Here is a 17,757-nt window from a genome sequence, read left to right on the forward strand (position 1 = left end):
CCGCCCCAAAGGGGCCCAAAAATGCCAACGACCCCGGAACGGCGGACCGCGCGTACATCCGGCGCAGGCCCAAGCTATTCCAAGGTCGTTCCAGCGCCGGAGCTTTTGGCTCAACATCGCCGTTAGAGCCTAGATGGGAACGGAAAAGCCTGATTGCAAGGGGCCGAACCCGCCCTTTTTCAGGCCATCATTGATTCGGGACTTCTCGGATCACCGGGCCCCGAGGCGCGGGGGCCACAGGCGCCGCGGGCGCCATGGCGGCGGGGGCCTCGACCTTGGCCGGCTTCGGAGGCTTGCCGTACTGGCCGATCGGCCCGAAGACGACGGCGACCGCCAGCACGACCGCGGCGACGATCGCGCCAAAAATGCCACCGACCGACTCAGACGACATACCAACCCGTCCCCGTTCCAGATGAGCCCTGTCATATCACGGATGAATGCACGGTCGGAAGGGCCAGGGGGCGAGTTGCGAATCGCGAGTAGCGAATGAAGTAAACCATGCCTTCCCGCCCTATTCGCCATTGGCCATTCGCCACTCCCCTACTTCGCCGGCGGCCGGTGCTTGACGTAAGCGGTCACGATGTCCCTCTGCGCCGACTCCACCGCCCTGTTCGCGGTCGCGAGATGGGCGCCGGAATCGATATCAGGATATTGCGTGGTGAGATAATCGAGCAGCGCGACCCGGTAATATTGCCGCTCCGATGGACAGGCCCCCGCAACAGAGCGGCCGAACTCCTGCTCCGACAGGCCCTGATTGGAGTCGCGCGAATACTCGCGCGCCAGGCAATGCCAGTAATCGTCGCGGCCCTGCATCGCGAGCTTCTGTGCGCCCTTTGCATCGTCATCATCTGCCCTCACAGAATGTGTGGCAGCAGATGTCATCATGACGAGCGCCGCTCCCAGCATCAGCATCCGCATCTTGTTCTCCTTTTTGTGCAGATCGCGGGGCAAGCTTAGACGGGATGCGACAACTGGCCAATCACTTCTGGTTTGAATAGGATGCAGCTCTCCCCTTCCCGTCGATGCGAGATCCTCCCGTGGCCAAAGCAAAAACCGCGACCAAAAAATCCGGCAACATCTACATCGGCATCGGCGGCTGGACCTTCGAGCCCTGGCGCGGCGTGTTCTATCCGGAGAAGCTGACGCAGGCGAAGGAGCTGTCCTATGCTGCCTCGAAGCTGACCTCGATCGAGATCAACGGCACCTATTACGGCTCGCAGAAGCCGGAGAGCTTTCGCAAATGGGCGAGCGAAGTGCCTGAGGGCTTTGTATTCTCGGTGAAGGGGCCGCGCTTTGCCACCAACCGCCGCGTGCTGGCCGAGGCCGGCGATTCCATCAAGCGCTTCTATGATTCCGGCGTGCTGGAACTCGGCGACCATCTCGGCCCCGCGCTGTGGCAGTTCGCGCCGACCAAGAAATTCGACGGCGCCGATTTCGGCAAGTTTCTGGAGCTGCTGCCGCGCAAGCTCGAGGGGCGCGCGCTGCGCCACGTGGTGGAAGTGCGCCATGACAGTTTTTGCACGCCTGACTTCATCGCCCTGATCCGCGAGTTCGAGACGCCCGTCGTGTTTGCCGAACACGGCAAATACCCCGCGATTGCCGATGTCGCCGGCGATTTCGTCTACGCCCGGCTTCAAAAGGGCAATGACGAGATCAAAACCTGCTATCCACCGAAGCAGCTCGACGCCTGGGCCGCACGCTTCAAGGCCTGGGCCCAGGGAAGTGAACCCGACGACCTGCCGAAAGTTGACAAGACCGAGCCGAAAAAGGAACCGCGCGACGTGTTCGCCTATGTCATCCACGAGGGCAAGGTACGCGCGCCGCACGGCGCCATGGAACTGATCGCACGGGTGAGTTGAGGAGGCTCCATGGCCAAGGCGAAGAAGCTCTTCACCATCGGCTACGAGCAAACGCCGCCGAAGGCCGTGCTGGATGAGCTCGAGCAGGCCGGCGTCAAGCTCGTGGTCGACGTGCGCGCGGTGACGTCGTCACGGCGGCCGGGCTTTTCCAAGAAGCAGCTCGCCGCAGGCCTCGATGAGCGCGGCATCGCCTATGTGCATCTTGCCGCATTGGGCACGCCAAAGGAAGGCCGCCTCGCTGCGCGCAGTGGCCAGTACGATGTGCTGGAGAAAATCTTCTCGAAGCACCTGAAGACGCCGGAGGCGAAAGAGCAGATGGATGAGCTCTCGGCCCTCGTGAAGAAGGCCGGCCCGGTCTGCCTGCTGTGCTATGAGCGCGACCACACCCATTGCCACCGCCAGATGATCGCGGAGATCATCGAGGAACGCGACGGGGTTGCGGTGAAGAATTTGGCGGGGCGGCAGGTGTAGCAGCAGCTGTAGCCGTCACCCTGAGGTGCCGTAGCGAAGCGGAGGCCTCGAAGGGCGGCGGCGTGCCACAGTCGCGGCGACACCTCGGCCGTACATCCTTCGAGGCTCGCAAGGGCTCGCACCTCAGGATGACGGGTCTATCATCGGCGCTTGGCGCGGAGAGCCTACCCCTGCCCCGCCAGCCTGAACGTCCCCTCCATCATCTGCACGCAGGCACCGCCGACATGGGCGGAGAGGATCTTGCCGTCGCGCTTGACGACGCGCGTCTGCAGGATGCTGGGGCGACCCATGTCAAAGCCCTGGCCGACGGTGAGCTTCAACTCGCCGTCCCCGACAGGATCGAGAGCGGCGAACAGCGCGGCTGCGGCGACCGTTGCGCTGCCGGTGGCGGGATCTTCGGCGAGACCGCCGGCGCCGCGCATGAACATGCGCGCCTGCCGCTCGCACGGCGCCTCCGAGGCGGGCACATCGCTTGTGTAGAACCACACCGAGCGGGCGTCGTCGCGCGGCAAGATCCTGCCGAACGCGGCCGCGTCGGGCCTTGCCCGCTTGAGCGCCTCACGCGACACCACCTCGGCCACCAGAAACGGCGTTCCGACGCCGACGACTTGCGGTGCATGATGTTCGGTCCTGATGTCGTCGGCCGCGAGCGAGATGCAGGCCGCAACATCAGCGGCGGACACTTCCGCCCATCGGGACAGCGGCTGCGGCGCCGTCAGCTCGGTGCTGATGACCCGCCCCTGCTCGCGAAAAATGTCGATCGGCACGAGGCCCGCCTTCTCCTCGAACCGCAAACGCGACTTCGGCTCCCTCGCAAGGCTCGCCAGCACGAAGGAGGTGCCGACATTGGGATGCCCCGCGAACGGCATCTCCCTCACCGGCGTGAAAATGCGAACCTCGGCGTCGTTGTCCCGGTCGCGCGGCGGCAGCACGAAGGTCGTCTCGGAATAATTGAACTCGGTCGCGATCGCCTGCATCTGCTGCGTCGAGAGCCCGGCAGCATCGAGCACCACGGCGAGCTGGTTGCCGCCGAAGGCGCGGTCGGTGAACACGTCGACAGTGATGTAGCGGCGCTGCATGGTGCTTCCTCACGCTAACGGCGGCGGCAACCCGCGCCGCCTCGCGCAGCACTCTACAAGCGCGAAACATCGCTCGTCATGCCCCAAAATTGAGAGCAATCGGAGCAATCACGCTCGCTCGTCAGAAGCGGAAAAGGGGTCGCGGCGATGCCAGCACCTGCGCGCGCTCGCGCTCGTCGACGATGAGCGTGTCGAGAAATTGCCGGTTCTTGGCGTAAGTCTGCGTCGCCTCGAACTGCGTGTGCGGCCAGTCGCTGCCCCACAGCAGGCGATCGAGCCCGTAGGCACTGCGAAGCAGCGGATAGGCCTCCTTGGCAAAGCTCTCGCCCGCTGCGCCGTTGCGATACGGCGCAGAGATCTTGACCCACACGTTCTTCGTCGCCGCTAGCTTCAGCACGGATTGAAAGCCGGGATCTGCGACGCCGAGCTTGGGATCCGGCAGCGCAAAATGATCGAGCACGACGGTGACGCCGAGATCGAGCAGACGCGGGGTGAGCACGGCGAGATCCGACGCGTTGCGCTGGATCTCGACCTGCCAGCCCATCGCCTTCACGTTGGCGAGCAGTCCCTTCCATTCGCTTGCCGAAAGGTCAGGCAAGGGCTGGCCGACGAGATTGAGGCGGATGCCGACTACGCCGGCACGATCGAGTTCACGCAGCTCCTCGGCGGGCATGGCAGGATCGACGACGGCAATGCCGCGCAGGCGGCCGGCCGTCTGCTTCAGGCAATCGACGAGATAGGAATTGTCGGTGCCGAGGAAGCTCGGCTGCACCAGCACGCCATTGCTGATGCCGTTGTGGTCGAGCTGTTCCAGATACAGCGACAGCGGCGCGTCGTAGTCGGGCGCATAGCGCCGGCCCGGCGCGAGCTTCAGTCCGCGGTGGAAGACATGGGCGTGGGTGTCGATCACAGGCATCGTCGCCTCACCTGCCGCTTTGCCCGCAGCCGCGATGGCCGCCAGGGCTGCGGCGCCCGCGCTGAATTGGCGGCGCGTCATGCCGCGTTCGGTTATCTTCATGTTGATTACTCCTCATTCCCGTCAAACGCGCGCGGCCGCAGCCTGCTCGAACACCTTGCCGCGGGTTTCGGGCAGCAGCAGAACCGCGATCAGCACCAGCGAATAGGCGAACGCGGCGTCGATGCCGATCGCGGGCCCAAGGCCGATGTGATCGCTGAGAAAGCCGACCAGGAAGGGGAACGCGGCGGAGACCACGCGGCCGAAATTGTAGCAGAAGCCGACACCGGTGCCGCGGACGCCGGCCGGATAGAGTTCGCTGAACAGCGCCGCCATGCTCGCGGGGATGCCGGCCGAGAAGAAGCCGAGCGGAAAGCCGAGCACCAGCATCTGGCCGTTGCTCAGCGGCGCAAAGATATAGACCAGCACGGTGGCGATGCAGGCGCTGGCGAAGAACGCCACGTTCGCGCGGCGGCCGATGCGGTCGCTGACGATCCCGCTGGCGACACAGCCGCAGAAGAAGGCGATGATGATGACGGCGAGATATCCGCTGGACCCGAGCACCGAGAGGTGCCGCACTTCCCGCAAGTAAGTCGGCAGGAACGTCGTCAGTGCGGCATAGCCGCCATGGGCGCCGATGCCGAACAGACCGCCGACCAGGGTCGAGCGCAGCACGTCGCGGTGGAAGATGCCTGATAGCGTCGCGAAGAACGGCACCTCTGCGTCCTTGGCGACAGCGCGCGGCGGCTCCTTCAGCCCGCGGCGGATGAAGATGATGAGCAGCGCCGGCAACAATCCGATCGCGAACAGGATCCGCCAGGCGATATCGGCCGGAGCATTGGTGAACACCAGCGCGGACAGCAGCACGGCCGCGCCCCAGCCCACGGCCCAGGCGCTCTGCACCGTGCCGAGCGCCTTGCCCCGATGCTCGGGGCGGATGATCTCGGCCATCAGCACCGCGCCGCAGGCCCATTCAGCGCCGAAGCCGAGGCCCTGGATCGCCTTGAGCACCAGGAGCTGGGTGTAGCTCATCGCGAATGCTGATGCGAAGGTCGCAAGCGCGAAGGTCGCGACCGTGATCTGGAGCGCCTTGACGCGACCGAAACGATCGCCGAGCGCGCCGCCGAGCCAGCCGCCGAACGCGCCGAAGAACAGGGTGACCGAGCCGAGCAGGCCCGCATCGGCCTTGCTGATGCCGAAGGCGGCGATCAGCGCGGGAATGGCAAGACCGAACATCTGGACGTCGAGCGCATCGAGCGCCCAGCCGCCAAAGCTTGCCCAGAAGGTGCGCCGCTCCAGCGGCGAGCTTTCACTGTACCAGTTCGACATGTTTCCTACCCCTGTACGCGTTTATTGCTTGGTGTCGTTGAAGGCCGCCATCACCGGATCTCGGCGTGGTAGCGGAAGCGATCCGCCGGCCCGCGCGAGCGGCGCCATTCGATCGGCCGCCGTTCCAGGTCGAGTGCGAGGCGCTCGATCACGATCAGCGGTGCGTGCGCCTCGAGGCGCAACAGCCGGGCCTGCATTTCGTTGGCTGTCTCGACCGTCAAAACTTCTTCGGCGGAAACCACGACCTCGCCGCAGCGCTCTTCGTAGAGCGGATACAGCAGGTCGCCGAACTCGGCGGTGTCGATGTCGAGAATTGGCGCAAAGCGCGATTGCTGCAGCCAGATTTCCTCGGCGAGCAGCGGCACATCATCGAGCAGCCGCAGGCGCGACAGGCTGATCACGGGTTCGCCGACGGGAATGCGCAGCGCGGAGGCGACCGCCGTCGTCGCTGGCACGCTCTTGCGCCTGAGGATGCGGCTCTTCGGGACGCGCCGCTCGCCGCTTTGGGACTGGAAACGGAAGAAGCGGAACAGCGAGGAGTTGAAGCGGGCGCGGCGCACGAAGGTGCCGCGGCCCTGCTGCCGCTCCAGCACGGCATCCGCGACGAGCTGGTCGATCGCCTTGCGCACCGTGCCGATGGCGACGCCGTAATGCGCCGCCAACTCGGCCTCCGATGGGATGGGCTCGCCCGGCCGCCATTCATTGCGGTTGATCCGCGCGGCGAGGTCGTCGCGCAGGCGCTGGTAGCGTGGCAGGCGGTCGTCGCGCGGATCCGGATTCATATAGTCATATAGATGACTAGATGAGAGCCAAGTCAAGCGCTACTCAAATACCGCATGCGGAGGATGCGACGCCGGGCTGGATATTTCAGCACGCGCCTGCAAAGAAACGCGAGCGATCCCCTCACCCCAATTGAAACACGGCGACCGGCTGTTCATAGCCGCGCACCGTGACCTCGCCGAGCGCGACCGCATCCTCGCCGTCTTCACCCAGCGCCTCGCGCACGGACGCCGAGATCAGGAGCTGCGAACCAAACTCTTTATTGAGCGCCTCGAGCCGCGATGCGAAGTTCACGGTGTCGCCGATCACGGTATATTCCTTGCGCCTGGGCGATCCGATATTGCCCGCGACGACCTCGCCGAAATGGATGCCGATGCCGATGCGCAGCGGCCAGCTCGTCTGCGCGTTGATGTGATCCATCGCGATCAGCATCTCGCGGCCCGCGGCGACTGCGCGATGCGCGGCATCGGAGGCCTCCAGGGGTGCGCCGAACAGCGCCAGAAAGCCATCGCCGAGAAACTTGTTCACGATGCCGCCATGGCGGTCGAGAATATCGACCAGCACGGCGAAAGCGCCGTCGAGCCGGTCGACGACCTCCTGCGGGGTGCGCGACTGGGCGCCGGCGGTGAAGCCGCGGAAATCGACGAACATCACGGCGACGCGCCTGATATCGCCGGCGACGCTGGTCCCCTCCGCCATCAGCCGCTCGACCACCTGCGGCGAGACGTGCTGGCCGAACAGATTGGTCACCCGGTCGCGCGCGGTCGCCGCCGCGATGCTCGCGCCAAATTGCCGCCGCAACTGCGCGCCGACGGAGCCCGCGAGCACGCCGCAGAGCAGGATGACCGCGCTGCGCACGGTGTGGAAGTAGATCAAGGGTTCGCCGTCGTCGTTCGCCGAATTGAAATACAGCGCGACCGCCAGCAGTTCGCTCGCTGCGACAAATCCCGTGAAGGTGGACAGCCAGAAATCGAGCCGCAGCGTCGAAAGGATGACGAAGATGAAATAGACGAACGGCAGCACGAAGCCGAGCGCGGGCCCAGCGCCCATGCTGCGGATCTGCAGGATCAGGATCAGCGTCGGCGACGAGGTCTCGATAAAGGCGCCGATATAGCGCCTGATGACCGGCAGGTCGCGATCAAGCTTGAGGTTTCGCCTGATCTGGCTGTGGACCCAGACCTCGAACAGCAGGAAGCCTATCACAAGGCCGTATTCGCGGACCATGCCGTCCGTCCCGCGCCAGATCCGGTTCGCGATGGCAGGGTCGATCAGGAAAGTCGCCGTGAGCAAGACCAGCATGACGAGGCCCGTGGCGATCAGCGCCTGCACCCGCAGGAGCTCGGTCCGCAGCACTTCGCGGGTCAACTCGCGCTCGAACTCCTCCGACAAGACGGCTCTGCGCCGGGCTCTTAAGAAGCTGACCATTGTTCCCCCGGGTCATTCCGGGGCGATGCGACAGCATCGAACCCGGAATCTCGAGATTCCGGGTTCACGCTTCGCGTGCCCCGGAATGACCTCAGCTATTGTGCCTCAATCCAGCGTGCGGCGGAAGCGCGTCACGGCGATGGTCATGGCCACCAGCATCAAGATGGCCAGCGCCAACGTATCGAACCGCAAATTCGGCATGGTGGCGCCCTTCAGCATGATGGCCCGGACGATGCGAATGTAGTGCGTCAGCGGCAGGCATTCGCCGATATATTGCGCCCAGGCCGGCATCCCCGCGAACGGGAACATGAAGCCGGACAAGAGAATGCTCGGCAGGAAGAACATGAACGACATCTGGATTGCCTGCAGTTGATTCTGCGCGATGGTGGAGAACGTGTAGCCGATCGCGAGATTTGCAGCGATGAAAAGGGTCGAAAGTCCCGCCAGAAGGAACAGATTGCCGAGCACCGGCACGCCGAACAGGAACACTCCGATATTGACGATCAGGAAAGCCTGGATGAAGCCGACCAGGATGTAGGGAACGATCTTGCCGATCATCACCTCGACCGGCTTGATCGGCATCGACAGGAGGCTCTCCATGGTGCCGCGTTCAATCTCGCGCGTCACCGACAGCGCCGTGAAGATCAGCATCGTCATGGTGAGAATGGTGCCGACAAGTCCCGGCACGATGTTGAGCCGCGATTCCGCCGCCGGATTGTAGCGCGCATGGGCGCGGATCTCGAACGGCATCGCCGGGGGATCGCCGATATAGAGATCGTGCGCGAGTGCGGTCTGCACGATCATGCCGAGCGAGCCGAGTGCGGAGCTTGCGGCGACCGGATCGGTCGCGTCGGCTGCAACCAGCAGCGCCGGCTTGTCGCCCCGCCGCACCGCGCGCTCGAAGCCGCGCGGGATCTCGACGCCGAACAGCACCTTGCCGGACTTCAGCAAATTGTCGAACTCGTCGACGTCGTGCACTTCGTAGACGAAGCGAAAATAGGCGGTATTCTCCAACGCCTTCAGGATCGAACGGGCAAGGTCCGAGTCCTCCTGCAGCAGCACCGCGCTCGGCAGATGGTGCGGCGTGGTGTTGATGGCATAGCCGAACAGCAGAAGCTGCATCACCGGGATGGCTATGATCATCGCGAACGAGACGCGGTCCCGCCGAAGCTGAATGAACTCCTTGGCCATCATGGCATAGGAGCGACGCCAGAAGCCGAAGCGGTCGCGGATCTCCCGTGCAAGGCCGGTTGTCTGGACAGTGCTCATTGGAAATTGTCCTTGGAGCGGCCCATCAACTCGATGAAGACGTCCTCCAGCGACGGCGCCGATTTCTGCCAGTGCAGCTCACCCTTCTCGCGCCACGGCGCGATGCTGGCTTCGAGGGCGGCGATGTCGCGGCCCGAGACGTGCAGCGAGGTGCCGAACGGCGCCACCATGTCGATCCCGGGCTTGCCGGCAAGCTGGGCCGCGAGGCCGTTCAACTCGCCGGTGACAGTGTAGGTCACTAGCGCGGACTTCGCGATCACCTCGTCGACCGTGCCGTGCGTCAGGAGGTGGCCATAGGCGATATAGGCGATCTCGTGACAGCGCTCGGCCTCGTCCATGTAATGGGTCGAGACCAGCACGGTGAGGCCACCGGCGGCGAGCGCATGGATCTCGTTCCAGAAATCGCGCCGCGCCTTCGGATCGACGCCCGCGGTCGGCTCATCGAGCAGCAGCAATTCCGGATTGGGCAGCGTGCAGGCCCCCAATGCAAGGCGCTGCTTCCAGCCGCCGGAGAGTTCGCCCGCGAGCTGCTCCTCGCGGCCCGAGAGGCCAAGCCGCCTGATCATGTCGCGCGCAGCCCCGCGCGCGTCGTCAAGGCCATAAAGCCGCGCAACGAATTCGAGGTTCTCGCGCACGGAGAGATCCTGGTAGAGGCTGAAGCGTTGCGTCATGTAGCCGACCTTGCGCTTGATCTTTTCGGCATCGCGCAGGATGTCGTAGCCGAGACAGGTGCCTTCGCCGCTGTCGGGCGTCAGCAGGCCGCAGAGGATGCGGATGGTCGTGGTCTTGCCCGAGCCGTTCGGCCCGAGGAAGCCGTAGATCGAGCCGCGCTTCACCTGCATCGACAGGTCGTGCACGACCTCGCGGCCGCCAAACGACTTGGTCAGGCCCTTGACGTCGATCGCGATGTCGTTCGCACCGTTCATCGCTTGTCCGCCACCGGAGTCTTGAAATCAAGATTCTTGGGGTTGAGATAGACGTCGATCGGCTGCCCCACCCGCAAGGCATCGGGCCGCGACGGTCGCGCCTGGACCAGATAGACGAGCTTGTTGCGCTCTTCGAGGCTGTAGATCACGGGCGGGGTGTACTCGGCCGTGGTCGCGATGAAGTAGATCTTGGCGGTGAGATCGGCCGCGCAATTGTCGCAGGCGATCCGCACCGTGTCGCCGATCGACAGCTTCGGCAGTTCCGTTTCCGGCACGAAGAAGCGCAGCTTCATGTTGCCGGGCGGCATGATCGAGAGCACCGGCCGCTGCGCCGCCACCATCTCCCCCTCGCGGAAATAGATCTGCTGGATGGTGCCTGCAACAGGCGCAAAACCCTTGCGGCGCGCTAGTCGCGTCTCCGAGGTTGCCACCCGCGCTTCCGCGACACGCAGCGACGACACGGCGGAATCGAGATTGGCTTGCGTGCCCGAACCGGTCTTGCTCAGCGAGGCTGCGCGATCATAGGTCTGCTGCGCATTGGCCAGTGTCGCCTTGTTCTGGTTGAGATCAGCGAGCTGGAGATCATCATCGACGGAATAGAGCTGCTCGCCGACCCTGACCTCGTCACCCTCCCGGACATTCAGCTTCGTTACCCGCCCGGCTTCATCCGGGCTGACATAGATCATGTCGGCCTCGACCCAGCCCTGGAAACCGGGATCGCGCTTCTCGTTGCAGCCGGCAAGTCCGGTTGCGAGCATGGCGGCCAATGCGGCTGCAAAAATCCTTCGTGACGACGTCATGTCGTCCTCCGTTCGCCAAAAATCAAATCGAGATGGACACGCAGCATCTCTTGCGCGTCGAGCGGCGCGTGCCGCGCAAACAGGCTTTGCCAGATCACCGCGATCATCGCCGGCGCGATCAGGATCTGCGGATAGCGCGCGAGCTTTGCCTGTTGGATCTCGCCACGGGCAATGCCGAGCTCGATCAGCGCGCGCATGCCGGCCATCCCCCGCGAGACCACCTCGCGGTAGTAAAAGTCCGCCACCGCCGGAAAGCGGGGCCCCTCCGCCACGATCAGGCGGACGAGATCGCCGCGCCTCGTGCCGATCACCTCTTTGAGAAAATTGCCGGCAAAGGTTTCGATCAGATCGCGCACCGAGCCCGTCGGCGGCGGCAGCGCGTTCAGCTTCGCCACCACCGGCACGATCACGGTGCGCACCAGCTCCTCGAACATCGATTCCTTGTCCTTGAAGTGCAGGTAGATCGTGCCCTTCGCCACGCCGGCGCGCCTGGCGATGTCGTCGAGCCGCGTCGCGGCAAAGCCCCGCGTGATGAACTCCTCCATCGCCGCCGCGACGATCGCATCGCGCCGCTCCGCCGCGCGCGTGGCCCGGTTCGACACCGGCGCGGCTTCGTCGCCGGCTTCCGGATTGCGCGTCTCTGCTTTGGCCGTAGCCGCTTTGGTGAACTTCTTTGTCATGCTAAGTTTATGACTGACTAGTCAGTCAATGTCAATGAGGCCTGGGCCATTCCGCGACACAACGAATTAGCATTGACTAATGCATTAGTGTTCGCTAATTGATCGACATGATCGAAGCCGCCCCCAATCCCGTCACCGCCGTGATGCGCGCCCTCGCCGATCCGACCCGACGCGCGGTGTTCGAGCGCGTGTTCGACAGCAAGGAGATCAGCGTCGCCGAGCTGACGCGCGGCAGCGGGGTGACGCAGGGCGCGATCTCGCAACATCTGAAATCGCTGAAGCAGGCGGGCCTCGTCGCCGAGCGCGCCGAAGGCCGCAACGTCTATTACCGCGCTGCGCCGCAAGGACTCGAACCGCTTGTGACCTGGATCGATCATTACGGTGTCTTCTGGCGCGAGCGCCTCCAGAACCTGCGTGACCTCTTGAAGGAGATCGACCCGTGAGTGCAGCCGCGCTGAAAGCCGAAACCAAAGATATCGTGATGGACGAGGTGCTCCCTCACGCGCCGGAGACGGTCTGGAAGGTGCTGACATCTGCCCAGCTGATCGCGCGCTGGCTGATGCCGCCGACCGGCTTCGAGGCTGTCGAAGGCAATGTCTTCACCTACCAGACCAAGCCGGGCGGCCACTGGGACGGCGTCATCCATTGCCGCGTTCTGGAAGTCGTCCCTAACAGGCGTCTGGTCTACGCCTGGAAGGGCGGCGACGAGCGTAACGTTGGCTACGGCGCGCCGCTCGACACTGTCGTGACCTGGTCCCTCACCCCCGTCGAAGCCGGCACGCGCATTCAGCTGGTTCATGCCGGCTTCGTCATGCCGAGGAACGACAGTGCTTACACCGTCATGAGTGGCGGCTGGAAGAAGGTGATCCGGCAGCTCGACGAAATCAGCGGCGAAGACAGTTGAGGAGTTATTGCGATGACCAAGCCCTATACCGGCGGCTGCGCCTGCGGCGCGATCCGCTATTCTGTCGTCGGCGAGCCCATGTTCTCCAATCATTGCCAATGCCGGGACTGCCAGCGCGAAAGCGGCACCGGCCACGGCTCCTACGCCACCTTCCCGCGCGCTGGCGTCACGGTGACGGGCAAGGCCAAGACATGGGACATGACCGGCGACAGCGGCAACGTGAAGACGCGCGCCTTCTGCCCTGAATGCGGCGTCGCTGTCTACATGACCTTCAAGGCCATGCCCGACATCTTCACCATCCGCGCCGCCAGCCTCGACGAGCCCACCCGCTACAAGCCGCAAGCGGTCACCTACGCGGTGCGTGCGTATGACTGGGATCCTCTCGATTCCGGCCTGACGAAATTCGAGAGGATGCCGCCCGGTTGAGGCGCTCGAACACGCTTTAGCCAAAGTCGAGCACCATGCGGCCGTCGATCTTGCCAGCCTTCATCCGCTCGAACACGTCGTTGATTTGCGAAAGCGGCACTTTCGTCACCTCGGCTTTCACCTTGCCGTCGGCAGCGAACGCAATGGCCTCGTCGAGATCCCTGCGGGTCCCGACGATGGAGCCGCGCACGGTGATGCGCTTGAGCACGACATCGAAGATCGGCGTCGGGAATTCGCCCGGCGGCAGGCCGACGAGGCTGACGGTGCCCTTCCGCCGCACCAGCTTCAACGCCTGCGCGAACGCGGCAGTCGACACCGCCGTGACCAGCACGCCGTGAGCCCCGCCGCCGGTCGCCGTCAGCACCTTGTCCACGGCGTCTTTTGCGAGCGCGTTGACCGCAAGATCGGCGCCAGCCTCGCGCGCGAGCTTCAGCTTGTCCTCGGCGATATCGACGGCCGCGACCTTGAGCCCCATCGCCTTGGCGTACTGGATCGCGACATGGCCGAGCCCACCGACGCCCGAGATCGCAACCCACTCCCCGGGTCGCGCGTCCGTCTCCTTCAATCCCTTGTAGGTGGTGACGCCGGCGCAGAGGATCGGCGCCACGGCCGCGAAGTCGATCGTGGCCGGCAGCCTTGCCGCGAAGGCCGCCGAGGCGATGACATATTCGGCAAAGCCGCCGTTCACGCTGTAGCCGGTGTTGTGCTGATGCTCGCACAGCGTCTCCCAGCCGGTCTCGCAATATTCGCAACTCATGCAGGCGTCGTGCAGCCAGGCGACGCCGACGGCATCGCCGACCTTCAGATTTTTGACGCCGGGCCCGAGCGCCGCGACGATGCCGGCGGCTTCATGGCCGGGAATGAACGGCGGCACCGGCTTGACCGGCCAGTCGCCCGAAGCGGCGTGCAGGTCGGTGTGGCAAACGCCGCAGGCCTTTACCTTGACCAGGACTTCACCGGGACCGGGCTGCGGTACCGGTACATCCTCAATCACCAGCGGCTTGCCGAATTGTTTGACAACAGCGGCTTTCATGGTCGGCATTGCTCTGCTCCATTGCATGACGCAAGCAGACTAGCAATGCCGCACAGCTCTCACTTGATTGGAGTCAAACAACGCAGGTTTATTGGTCGCATGGCGGAGCGCAGAGCGCGCGCGGCAGCGAAGAGCGCGCCTGGCAGCGAAGAGCGCGCCTGGCAGCGAAGAGCGCGCCTGGCAGCGAAGAGCGCGCCTGGCGTCAGCTATGGAACTTCAATCCGTCGACGATCTTATCGATCAGCTTCCGCTCGGCGCGCATTGCGATGCCGACGAGATTGAGATCGCCGCGCGCGACCGCCCTCACGACCTCGCGATTGGCGGCATCATGCGTGGTCTTGAACATGTCCTCGGTATAGACCGCCGGCGTGACGTTGCGCGTGAGCGCACGATCGAGTGCGCGCGACAACGCCGGACCATCCGCACCATAGATCAGGATCGGCTGACCGATCAGCGCAAGATACTTCGTGCTTGAAGCGTCCTCGTAGGCCTCGCCGATGCACTCCGGAAAGGCAGCCGCGACGCCGCTTGTCAGGAATGACGCAACATTGAGCTTCTGCCAGGCCTGGAGGTCGTTGCGAATGACAACGGCAATCTTGGTATCGAACTGCATGAATTCTCCCGCGCACATCCAAACATCTGGCAAGCGCCTGGAAAGAAAAGAAAATCCCGAGCGCTGCGACTGGTGATGAAATGTAACGCGAATTCTCCGAGCGATCACAGCGCAGAAATTTCAATGCGGGATGCGATCGGCTATGCTTCTCTCCGCCGGTCAAGTCGGATATACGTCGATGCCCTGTCACTGAACTGACATAAAGCTACCAATGTCCGAAACCGGCGCCATCAAGCGAGCACTCGAACCGGTGCGGCGTCTCGCCGGGTCAAACGATCAGCACGTTGCAATCAAGAACGCCGCGGCTTCCGCTGCGGAACAAAAACCTGGTTCCAAAATCTCCGACATCGAGCCCCCGCGCAGTGGACCACGTCCCGCCGGCCTACCCGCCGAGGATATCGGCGCCGAAGCGACGACGCCGGATGTCTCTTCGCCCCGCGATGTTGCGCCTCACGCGAGCGAAATCGAACTCAAGCTGCTCGTGGCTTCCGATCGTCTGGCGGATTTCAACAATGCGCCGATCATCGCAGCGAATGCGCGCAACAAGGGGACGCGCAAGCATCTCAAGGCTGTCTACTACGATACGCCCAAGCGCGCGCTTCGGCGTGACGGATTCAGCTTCAGGGTGCGCCAAAGCGGCACGCGATTCACGCAGACCGTGAAAACGGAATCCAGCAACGATCCGCTGCGACGTGGCGAGTGGGAGGCAGCCGTGCCGTCGATGGCGCCCGACATCGCGCTGGTCATGCCGCTGGTGTCGGACAAGCTGCGCACTGAGCTGGAGCGTCACCCGGTCGAAGCCGTCTTCAGCAGCGACATCCACCGGCATCAGCGCCTCGTCGACTTGCCGTCGGGCACGGTCGAACTCGCCTTTGATCATGGCCATCTGACCGCAGGCGATCGCTCGTTGCCGGTCAGCGAGATCGAGCTGGAGCTCAAGAGCGGCAGCCCGTCCGCGATCTGGGAGCTCGCACTGCGGCTCGCCGAGCATGGTTCCGTGAAACCGTCGATCCGGACAAAATCGGCGCGCGGATTTGACCTCGCGGCCGATGCGCCGCCGCGGACCCCGAAGCCGCCGAAGCTTCATCTCGATCCATCGATCGCCCTCGACGAAGCCTTCTCCGAGATCCTGCGATCCTGTCTGTTGCATTTGCTCCAGTCGTTGCCCCTAGCCGAGGACGGTCGCGACCCCGAGGGGATGCACCAGCTTCGCGTCGCGCTGCGCCGCCTGCGCTCCGCGCTCGACCTGATGCGGTCGGTGGTATCGCTTGCCAAGCTCGACCTGATGCGCGCTGAAGCAAAATGGCTTGCGGGACGTCTCGCCGGCGCGCGTGACTGGGACGTGTTCCGGCAGGAGACGTTGCGAACCGTCGCGGACGGCTGTCCGTCGGTCACCGGCTTCGACGCGCTCGGCGCGCTCGCAGACGAACGTCGCGCAGCCTGTTACGATGCGGCCCGCCTCGCCCTCGCCGACCGACGCTGCCAGTATTTCGTGATCGGGCTCGGCGCCTTTATCGAAGCGCGCGGCTGGCGCAGCGACGTTGCTCCCGAAGGCCTGGCGCAACTGGCGGAGCCGGCGATCAACTTCGCACGCAACATCCTGTCGGCGCAGCATGCCAAGGTGCTGAAGCGCGGCCGCAGATTCAAATCGCTGACGACCGAGCAACGGCACCGCGTCCGCCTCGCCGCGAAGAAGCTGCGCTACTTCGCCGACTTCCTGCTGCCGCTCTGCGGGCACGGCAAATCCGCAAAGCGCTTCTCGCGCAAGCTCGCGGATCTCCAGCAGGAGCTCGGAATCTACAACGACATGGCGACGACGTCGTCGCTGCTCGCCGACGTCAATGCCGGCGCGATCGGCAGCAGCATGGCCGCGGCGGCGATCACGGGCTGGCAGGCCCATGCGACGGTCGGCGTCGAAGCGCGGCTGCTAAAGGCCTGGTCGGAATTCGCTGGGGCCAAGGTGCCCTGGTCAGTGGACGCGGCGGAGCAGCCGATCAAGCTGGTGCAAACCAGCGCGGGCTGGCTGCGCTAACGGCAGTTCGATCCTTGATTAGCCTTTGGCGTCGCACGCCCAGGCCCGGATCACGCATTCCTTGCCGCCATATTTGTAGCATTCGCGGGTCGCGGCATTGAGCGAGGCCGAGATCTTCGGCTTCACGGCGTAGCCATAGGCGCCACAGGGATTGGTCATGTCGACTGACATGGCCGCACAGGCCCGCCTCATCGTCACTGTCGTGCATTCGCCCTTGCACTGCTTTTGAGCGGCGGCACGGGCCTCGTGCTCGGCGCCGTAATCATAGGCCTGGCCATACGCGCCGCACTTGCCAACGGCAAGGGCGCCGGCCGCATGAGCCTCGGTTATATGACGGGCGCCGGCGACACAGACCGACAGCGCAAAGAAAAACATCGCGCAACGGCGCGCGACGACGGTCGTAACCATGGAAAAAACCCCTCACCCCCAAGGCAAGCGGCGGCAACTCTAAGCGGCGGTCGTTTCCAGATGGTGAATGAGTGGTTGAAGCCATGACGGAATAGTGACACCGCATAACACACTTTATAGTTGTAACTTTTCATGGCGTTATTTAAGGTCGTATAGCGTCAAGCAGAGAGGCAGGGGAAACGTTCATGCGTCCAATCAATTCAATGCTGTTCGGAATCGTTGCGGCGGCCTGTCTGATCGGGCCCCTGCCTGCGCGCGCGCAGTCGGTGAACTGGACCTGGACCAACCAGTATGGCTCGACCCTGGCCATCACCAGCTTCAACCAGAACACGGGCGCGATCGCGGGGACCTACACCAACAACGCGGCGAGCAGTTGCGATGAAGGCAAGCCGCAGGGCGTGACCGGCTGGCTGGCCTACGGCAATACGGGCACCGCGATCAGCTTCTCGGTGAATTACCTCGGCTGCGGGTCGACCACCGTCTGGACCGGACAGCTCAACAACTCGGCCGGATTCCAGGGACTGTGGTATCTGTCCCTCGGCGAGGCCGTCGCATGGAACGGCATCAGCGCGGGCGCCGACACCTTCACCTTCAGCAGCGGCGACAAGACCCTGCTGACGAAGAGCGGCGTCGATCTGAAGGCCGCCAGCGAGAAGCTGTCGAACACCAAGAAATAGGCAAGCAGGGACCCGTAGGGTGGATTAGCGAAGCGTAATCCACCAATGTGTCATCGCAGAAAAGGAAGTGGCGGGTTACGCCAGCGGACCG

At 64.2% G+C, this 17,757-nt stretch carries 21 protein-coding genes; 7 read left to right on the forward strand and 14 right to left on the reverse strand.

Features of this window, described 5'->3' with window-relative positions:
• Nucleotides 1-187: 187 nt before the first annotated feature.
• Together XH80_RS01420 and XH80_RS01425 are read right to left on the reverse strand one after the other, a co-directional pair.
• Nucleotides 188-391, reverse strand: coding sequence for a hypothetical protein (locus XH80_RS01420; RefSeq protein WP_057748802.1), 204 nt, complete (start codon nt 389-391; stop codon nt 188-190).
• Between the two features lie 149 nt (nt 392-540).
• Nucleotides 541-918, reverse strand: a complete 378-nt coding sequence (locus XH80_RS01425) for a hypothetical protein (protein WP_271597035.1) — start codon at nt 916-918, stop codon at nt 541-543.
• A gap of 104 nt (nt 919-1,022) precedes the next feature.
• Between XH80_RS01425 and XH80_RS01430 the strand changes: the two genes are divergently transcribed.
• Nucleotides 1,023-1,859: a DUF72 domain-containing protein gene (locus XH80_RS01430; protein WP_271597036.1), complete on the forward strand. Its 837-nt coding sequence runs from the start codon at nt 1,023-1,025 to the stop codon at nt 1,857-1,859.
• A gap of 9 nt (nt 1,860-1,868) precedes the next feature.
• Complete coding sequence (locus XH80_RS01435) at nt 1,869-2,330, forward strand: DUF488 domain-containing protein (RefSeq protein ID WP_220002669.1); 462 nt, start codon at nt 1,869-1,871, stop codon at nt 2,328-2,330.
• A gap of 164 nt (nt 2,331-2,494) precedes the next feature.
• Here the strand turns inward: XH80_RS01435 and XH80_RS01440 are convergent, their stop codons facing one another.
• The 9 genes from XH80_RS01440 to XH80_RS01480 all read right to left on the reverse strand — a co-directional run bounded on the left by XH80_RS01440 (nt 2,495) and on the right by XH80_RS01480 (nt 11,573).
• Nucleotides 2,495-3,409, reverse strand: a complete 915-nt coding sequence (locus XH80_RS01440; RefSeq protein WP_271597037.1) for a PhzF family phenazine biosynthesis protein — start codon at nt 3,407-3,409, stop codon at nt 2,495-2,497.
• 121 nt (nt 3,410-3,530) lie between these two features.
• Nucleotides 3,531-4,427, reverse strand: coding sequence for an amidohydrolase family protein (locus XH80_RS01445; RefSeq protein WP_271597038.1), 897 nt, complete (start codon nt 4,425-4,427; stop codon nt 3,531-3,533).
• A gap of 21 nt (nt 4,428-4,448) precedes the next feature.
• On the reverse strand, nt 4,449-5,693 hold the full coding sequence (locus XH80_RS01450) for an MFS transporter (protein WP_271597039.1): 1,245 nt from the start codon (nt 5,691-5,693) through the stop codon (nt 4,449-4,451).
• Nucleotides 5,694-5,743: 50 nt separating this feature from the next.
• Nucleotides 5,744-6,475 carry a GntR family transcriptional regulator gene (locus tag XH80_RS01455; RefSeq protein WP_271597125.1) on the reverse strand — a complete coding sequence of 244 codons (732 nt, stop codon included), beginning with the start codon at nt 6,473-6,475 and terminating at the stop codon, nt 5,744-5,746.
• A 121-nt stretch (nt 6,476-6,596) separates the two neighbouring features.
• Nucleotides 6,597-7,898, reverse strand: a complete 1,302-nt coding sequence (locus tag XH80_RS01460; protein ID WP_271597040.1) for an adenylate/guanylate cyclase domain-containing protein — start codon at nt 7,896-7,898, stop codon at nt 6,597-6,599.
• A gap of 105 nt (nt 7,899-8,003) precedes the next feature.
• Complete coding sequence (locus tag XH80_RS01465; RefSeq protein ID WP_271597041.1) at nt 8,004-9,167, reverse strand: ABC transporter permease; 1,164 nt, start codon at nt 9,165-9,167, stop codon at nt 8,004-8,006.
• The gene (locus XH80_RS01470) at nt 9,164-10,093 is read right to left on the reverse strand and encodes an ABC transporter ATP-binding protein (RefSeq protein ID WP_271597042.1); all 930 of its coding nucleotides are present in this window, start codon (nt 10,091-10,093) and stop codon (nt 9,164-9,166) included. Before XH80_RS01470 ends, XH80_RS01465 begins: the two co-directional genes overlap by 4 nt.
• A complete protein-coding gene (locus XH80_RS01475; protein ID WP_271597043.1) occupies nt 10,090-10,893 on the reverse strand; it encodes an HlyD family secretion protein in 804 nt (267 codons plus the stop codon). Before XH80_RS01475 ends, XH80_RS01470 begins: the two co-directional genes overlap by 4 nt.
• Nucleotides 10,890-11,573, reverse strand: a complete 684-nt coding sequence (locus XH80_RS01480) for a TetR/AcrR family transcriptional regulator (RefSeq protein ID WP_271597044.1) — start codon at nt 11,571-11,573, stop codon at nt 10,890-10,892. Before XH80_RS01480 ends, XH80_RS01475 begins: the two co-directional genes overlap by 4 nt.
• Nucleotides 11,574-11,680: 107 nt before the next feature.
• On the opposite strand from XH80_RS01480, the gene XH80_RS01485 reads away from it, so the two are divergent.
• The 3 genes from XH80_RS01485 to XH80_RS01495 are packed head-to-tail and all read left to right on the forward strand — an operon-like array spanning nt 11,681 to nt 12,903.
• Nucleotides 11,681-12,016, forward strand: coding sequence for an ArsR/SmtB family transcription factor (locus XH80_RS01485; RefSeq protein ID WP_057748836.1), 336 nt, complete (start codon nt 11,681-11,683; stop codon nt 12,014-12,016).
• A complete protein-coding gene (locus XH80_RS01490) occupies nt 12,013-12,477 on the forward strand; it encodes an SRPBCC family protein (protein ID WP_271597045.1) in 465 nt (154 codons plus the stop codon). The genes XH80_RS01485 and XH80_RS01490 overlap by 4 nt, the downstream gene beginning before the upstream one ends.
• A 12-nt stretch (nt 12,478-12,489) precedes the next feature.
• Nucleotides 12,490-12,903: a GFA family protein gene (locus XH80_RS01495; RefSeq protein ID WP_057748841.1), complete on the forward strand. Its 414-nt coding sequence runs from the start codon at nt 12,490-12,492 to the stop codon at nt 12,901-12,903.
• A gap of 16 nt (nt 12,904-12,919) precedes the next feature.
• Here XH80_RS01495 and adhP read toward each other — a convergent pair whose 3' ends face one another.
• Complete coding sequence (gene adhP, locus XH80_RS01500) at nt 12,920-13,945, reverse strand: alcohol dehydrogenase AdhP (RefSeq protein ID WP_271597046.1); 1,026 nt, start codon at nt 13,943-13,945, stop codon at nt 12,920-12,922.
• 193 nt (nt 13,946-14,138) lie between these two features.
• Nucleotides 14,139-14,549: a DUF2000 family protein gene (locus tag XH80_RS01505; RefSeq protein WP_271597047.1), complete on the reverse strand. Its 411-nt coding sequence runs from the start codon at nt 14,547-14,549 to the stop codon at nt 14,139-14,141.
• Nucleotides 14,550-14,760: 211 nt separating this feature from the next.
• Between XH80_RS01505 and XH80_RS01510 the strand changes: the two genes are divergently transcribed.
• Nucleotides 14,761-16,581 (forward strand): CYTH and CHAD domain-containing protein, encoded by a 1,821-nt coding sequence (locus XH80_RS01510; protein ID WP_271597048.1) that lies wholly within the window; start codon nt 14,761-14,763, stop codon nt 16,579-16,581.
• Nucleotides 16,582-16,599: 18 nt separating this feature from the next.
• Here XH80_RS01510 and XH80_RS01515 read toward each other — a convergent pair whose 3' ends face one another.
• Nucleotides 16,600-16,989, reverse strand: a complete 390-nt coding sequence (locus tag XH80_RS01515) for a DUF4189 domain-containing protein (protein WP_057748850.1) — start codon at nt 16,987-16,989, stop codon at nt 16,600-16,602.
• Between the two features lie 185 nt (nt 16,990-17,174).
• Between XH80_RS01515 and XH80_RS01520 the strand changes: the two genes are divergently transcribed.
• Nucleotides 17,175-17,666 (forward strand): avidin/streptavidin family protein, encoded by a 492-nt coding sequence (locus tag XH80_RS01520; RefSeq protein ID WP_271597049.1) that lies wholly within the window; start codon nt 17,175-17,177, stop codon nt 17,664-17,666.
• The last annotated feature ends 91 nt before the right edge of the window (nt 17,667-17,757 follow it).

This window comes from Bradyrhizobium sp. CCBAU 45384 (assembly GCF_028128665.1).
GTDB lineage: Bacteria > Pseudomonadota > Alphaproteobacteria > Rhizobiales > Xanthobacteraceae > Bradyrhizobium > Bradyrhizobium manausense.

Bases quoted from the DNA above. Each gene is read 5' to 3' on its own strand.
- XH80_RS01505 (WP_271597047.1), bottom strand. From the start codon at position 14,549: ATGCAGTTCGATACCAAGATTGCCGTTGTCATTCGCAACGACCTCCAG.
- XH80_RS01515 (WP_057748850.1), bottom strand. From the start codon at position 16,989: ATGGTTACGACCGTCGTCGCGCGCCGTTGCGCGATGTTTTTCTTTGCG.
- XH80_RS01485 (WP_057748836.1), top strand. From the start codon at position 11,681: ATGATCGAAGCCGCCCCCAATCCCGTCACCGCCGTGATGCGCGCCCTC.
- XH80_RS01455 (WP_271597125.1), bottom strand. From the start codon at position 6,475: ATGAATCCGGATCCGCGCGACGACCGCCTGCCACGCTACCAGCGCCTG.
- XH80_RS01475 (WP_271597043.1), bottom strand. From the start codon at position 10,893: ATGACGTCGTCACGAAGGATTTTTGCAGCCGCATTGGCCGCCATGCTC.
- XH80_RS01450 (WP_271597039.1), bottom strand. From the start codon at position 5,693: ATGTCGAACTGGTACAGTGAAAGCTCGCCGCTGGAGCGGCGCACCTTC.
- XH80_RS01510 (WP_271597048.1), top strand. From the start codon at position 14,761: ATGTCCGAAACCGGCGCCATCAAGCGAGCACTCGAACCGGTGCGGCGT.
- XH80_RS01420 (WP_057748802.1), bottom strand. From the start codon at position 391: ATGTCGTCTGAGTCGGTCGGTGGCATTTTTGGCGCGATCGTCGCCGCG.
- XH80_RS01465 (WP_271597041.1), bottom strand. From the start codon at position 9,167: ATGAGCACTGTCCAGACAACCGGCCTTGCACGGGAGATCCGCGACCGC.
- XH80_RS01425 (WP_271597035.1), bottom strand. From the start codon at position 918: ATGCGGATGCTGATGCTGGGAGCGGCGCTCGTCATGATGACATCTGCT.
- adhP (WP_271597046.1), bottom strand. From the start codon at position 13,945: ATGCCGACCATGAAAGCCGCTGTTGTCAAACAATTCGGCAAGCCGCTG.
- XH80_RS01440 (WP_271597037.1), bottom strand. From the start codon at position 3,409: ATGCAGCGCCGCTACATCACTGTCGACGTGTTCACCGACCGCGCCTTC.
- XH80_RS01480 (WP_271597044.1), bottom strand. From the start codon at position 11,573: ATGACAAAGAAGTTCACCAAAGCGGCTACGGCCAAAGCAGAGACGCGC.
- XH80_RS01470 (WP_271597042.1), bottom strand. From the start codon at position 10,093: ATGAACGGTGCGAACGACATCGCGATCGACGTCAAGGGCCTGACCAAG.
- XH80_RS01430 (WP_271597036.1), top strand. From the start codon at position 1,023: ATGCGAGATCCTCCCGTGGCCAAAGCAAAAACCGCGACCAAAAAATCC.
- XH80_RS01495 (WP_057748841.1), top strand. From the start codon at position 12,490: ATGACCAAGCCCTATACCGGCGGCTGCGCCTGCGGCGCGATCCGCTAT.
- XH80_RS01445 (WP_271597038.1), bottom strand. From the start codon at position 4,427: ATGAAGATAACCGAACGCGGCATGACGCGCCGCCAATTCAGCGCGGGC.
- XH80_RS01520 (WP_271597049.1), top strand. From the start codon at position 17,175: ATGCGTCCAATCAATTCAATGCTGTTCGGAATCGTTGCGGCGGCCTGT.
- XH80_RS01460 (WP_271597040.1), bottom strand. From the start codon at position 7,898: ATGGTCAGCTTCTTAAGAGCCCGGCGCAGAGCCGTCTTGTCGGAGGAG.
- XH80_RS01435 (WP_220002669.1), top strand. From the start codon at position 1,869: ATGGCCAAGGCGAAGAAGCTCTTCACCATCGGCTACGAGCAAACGCCG.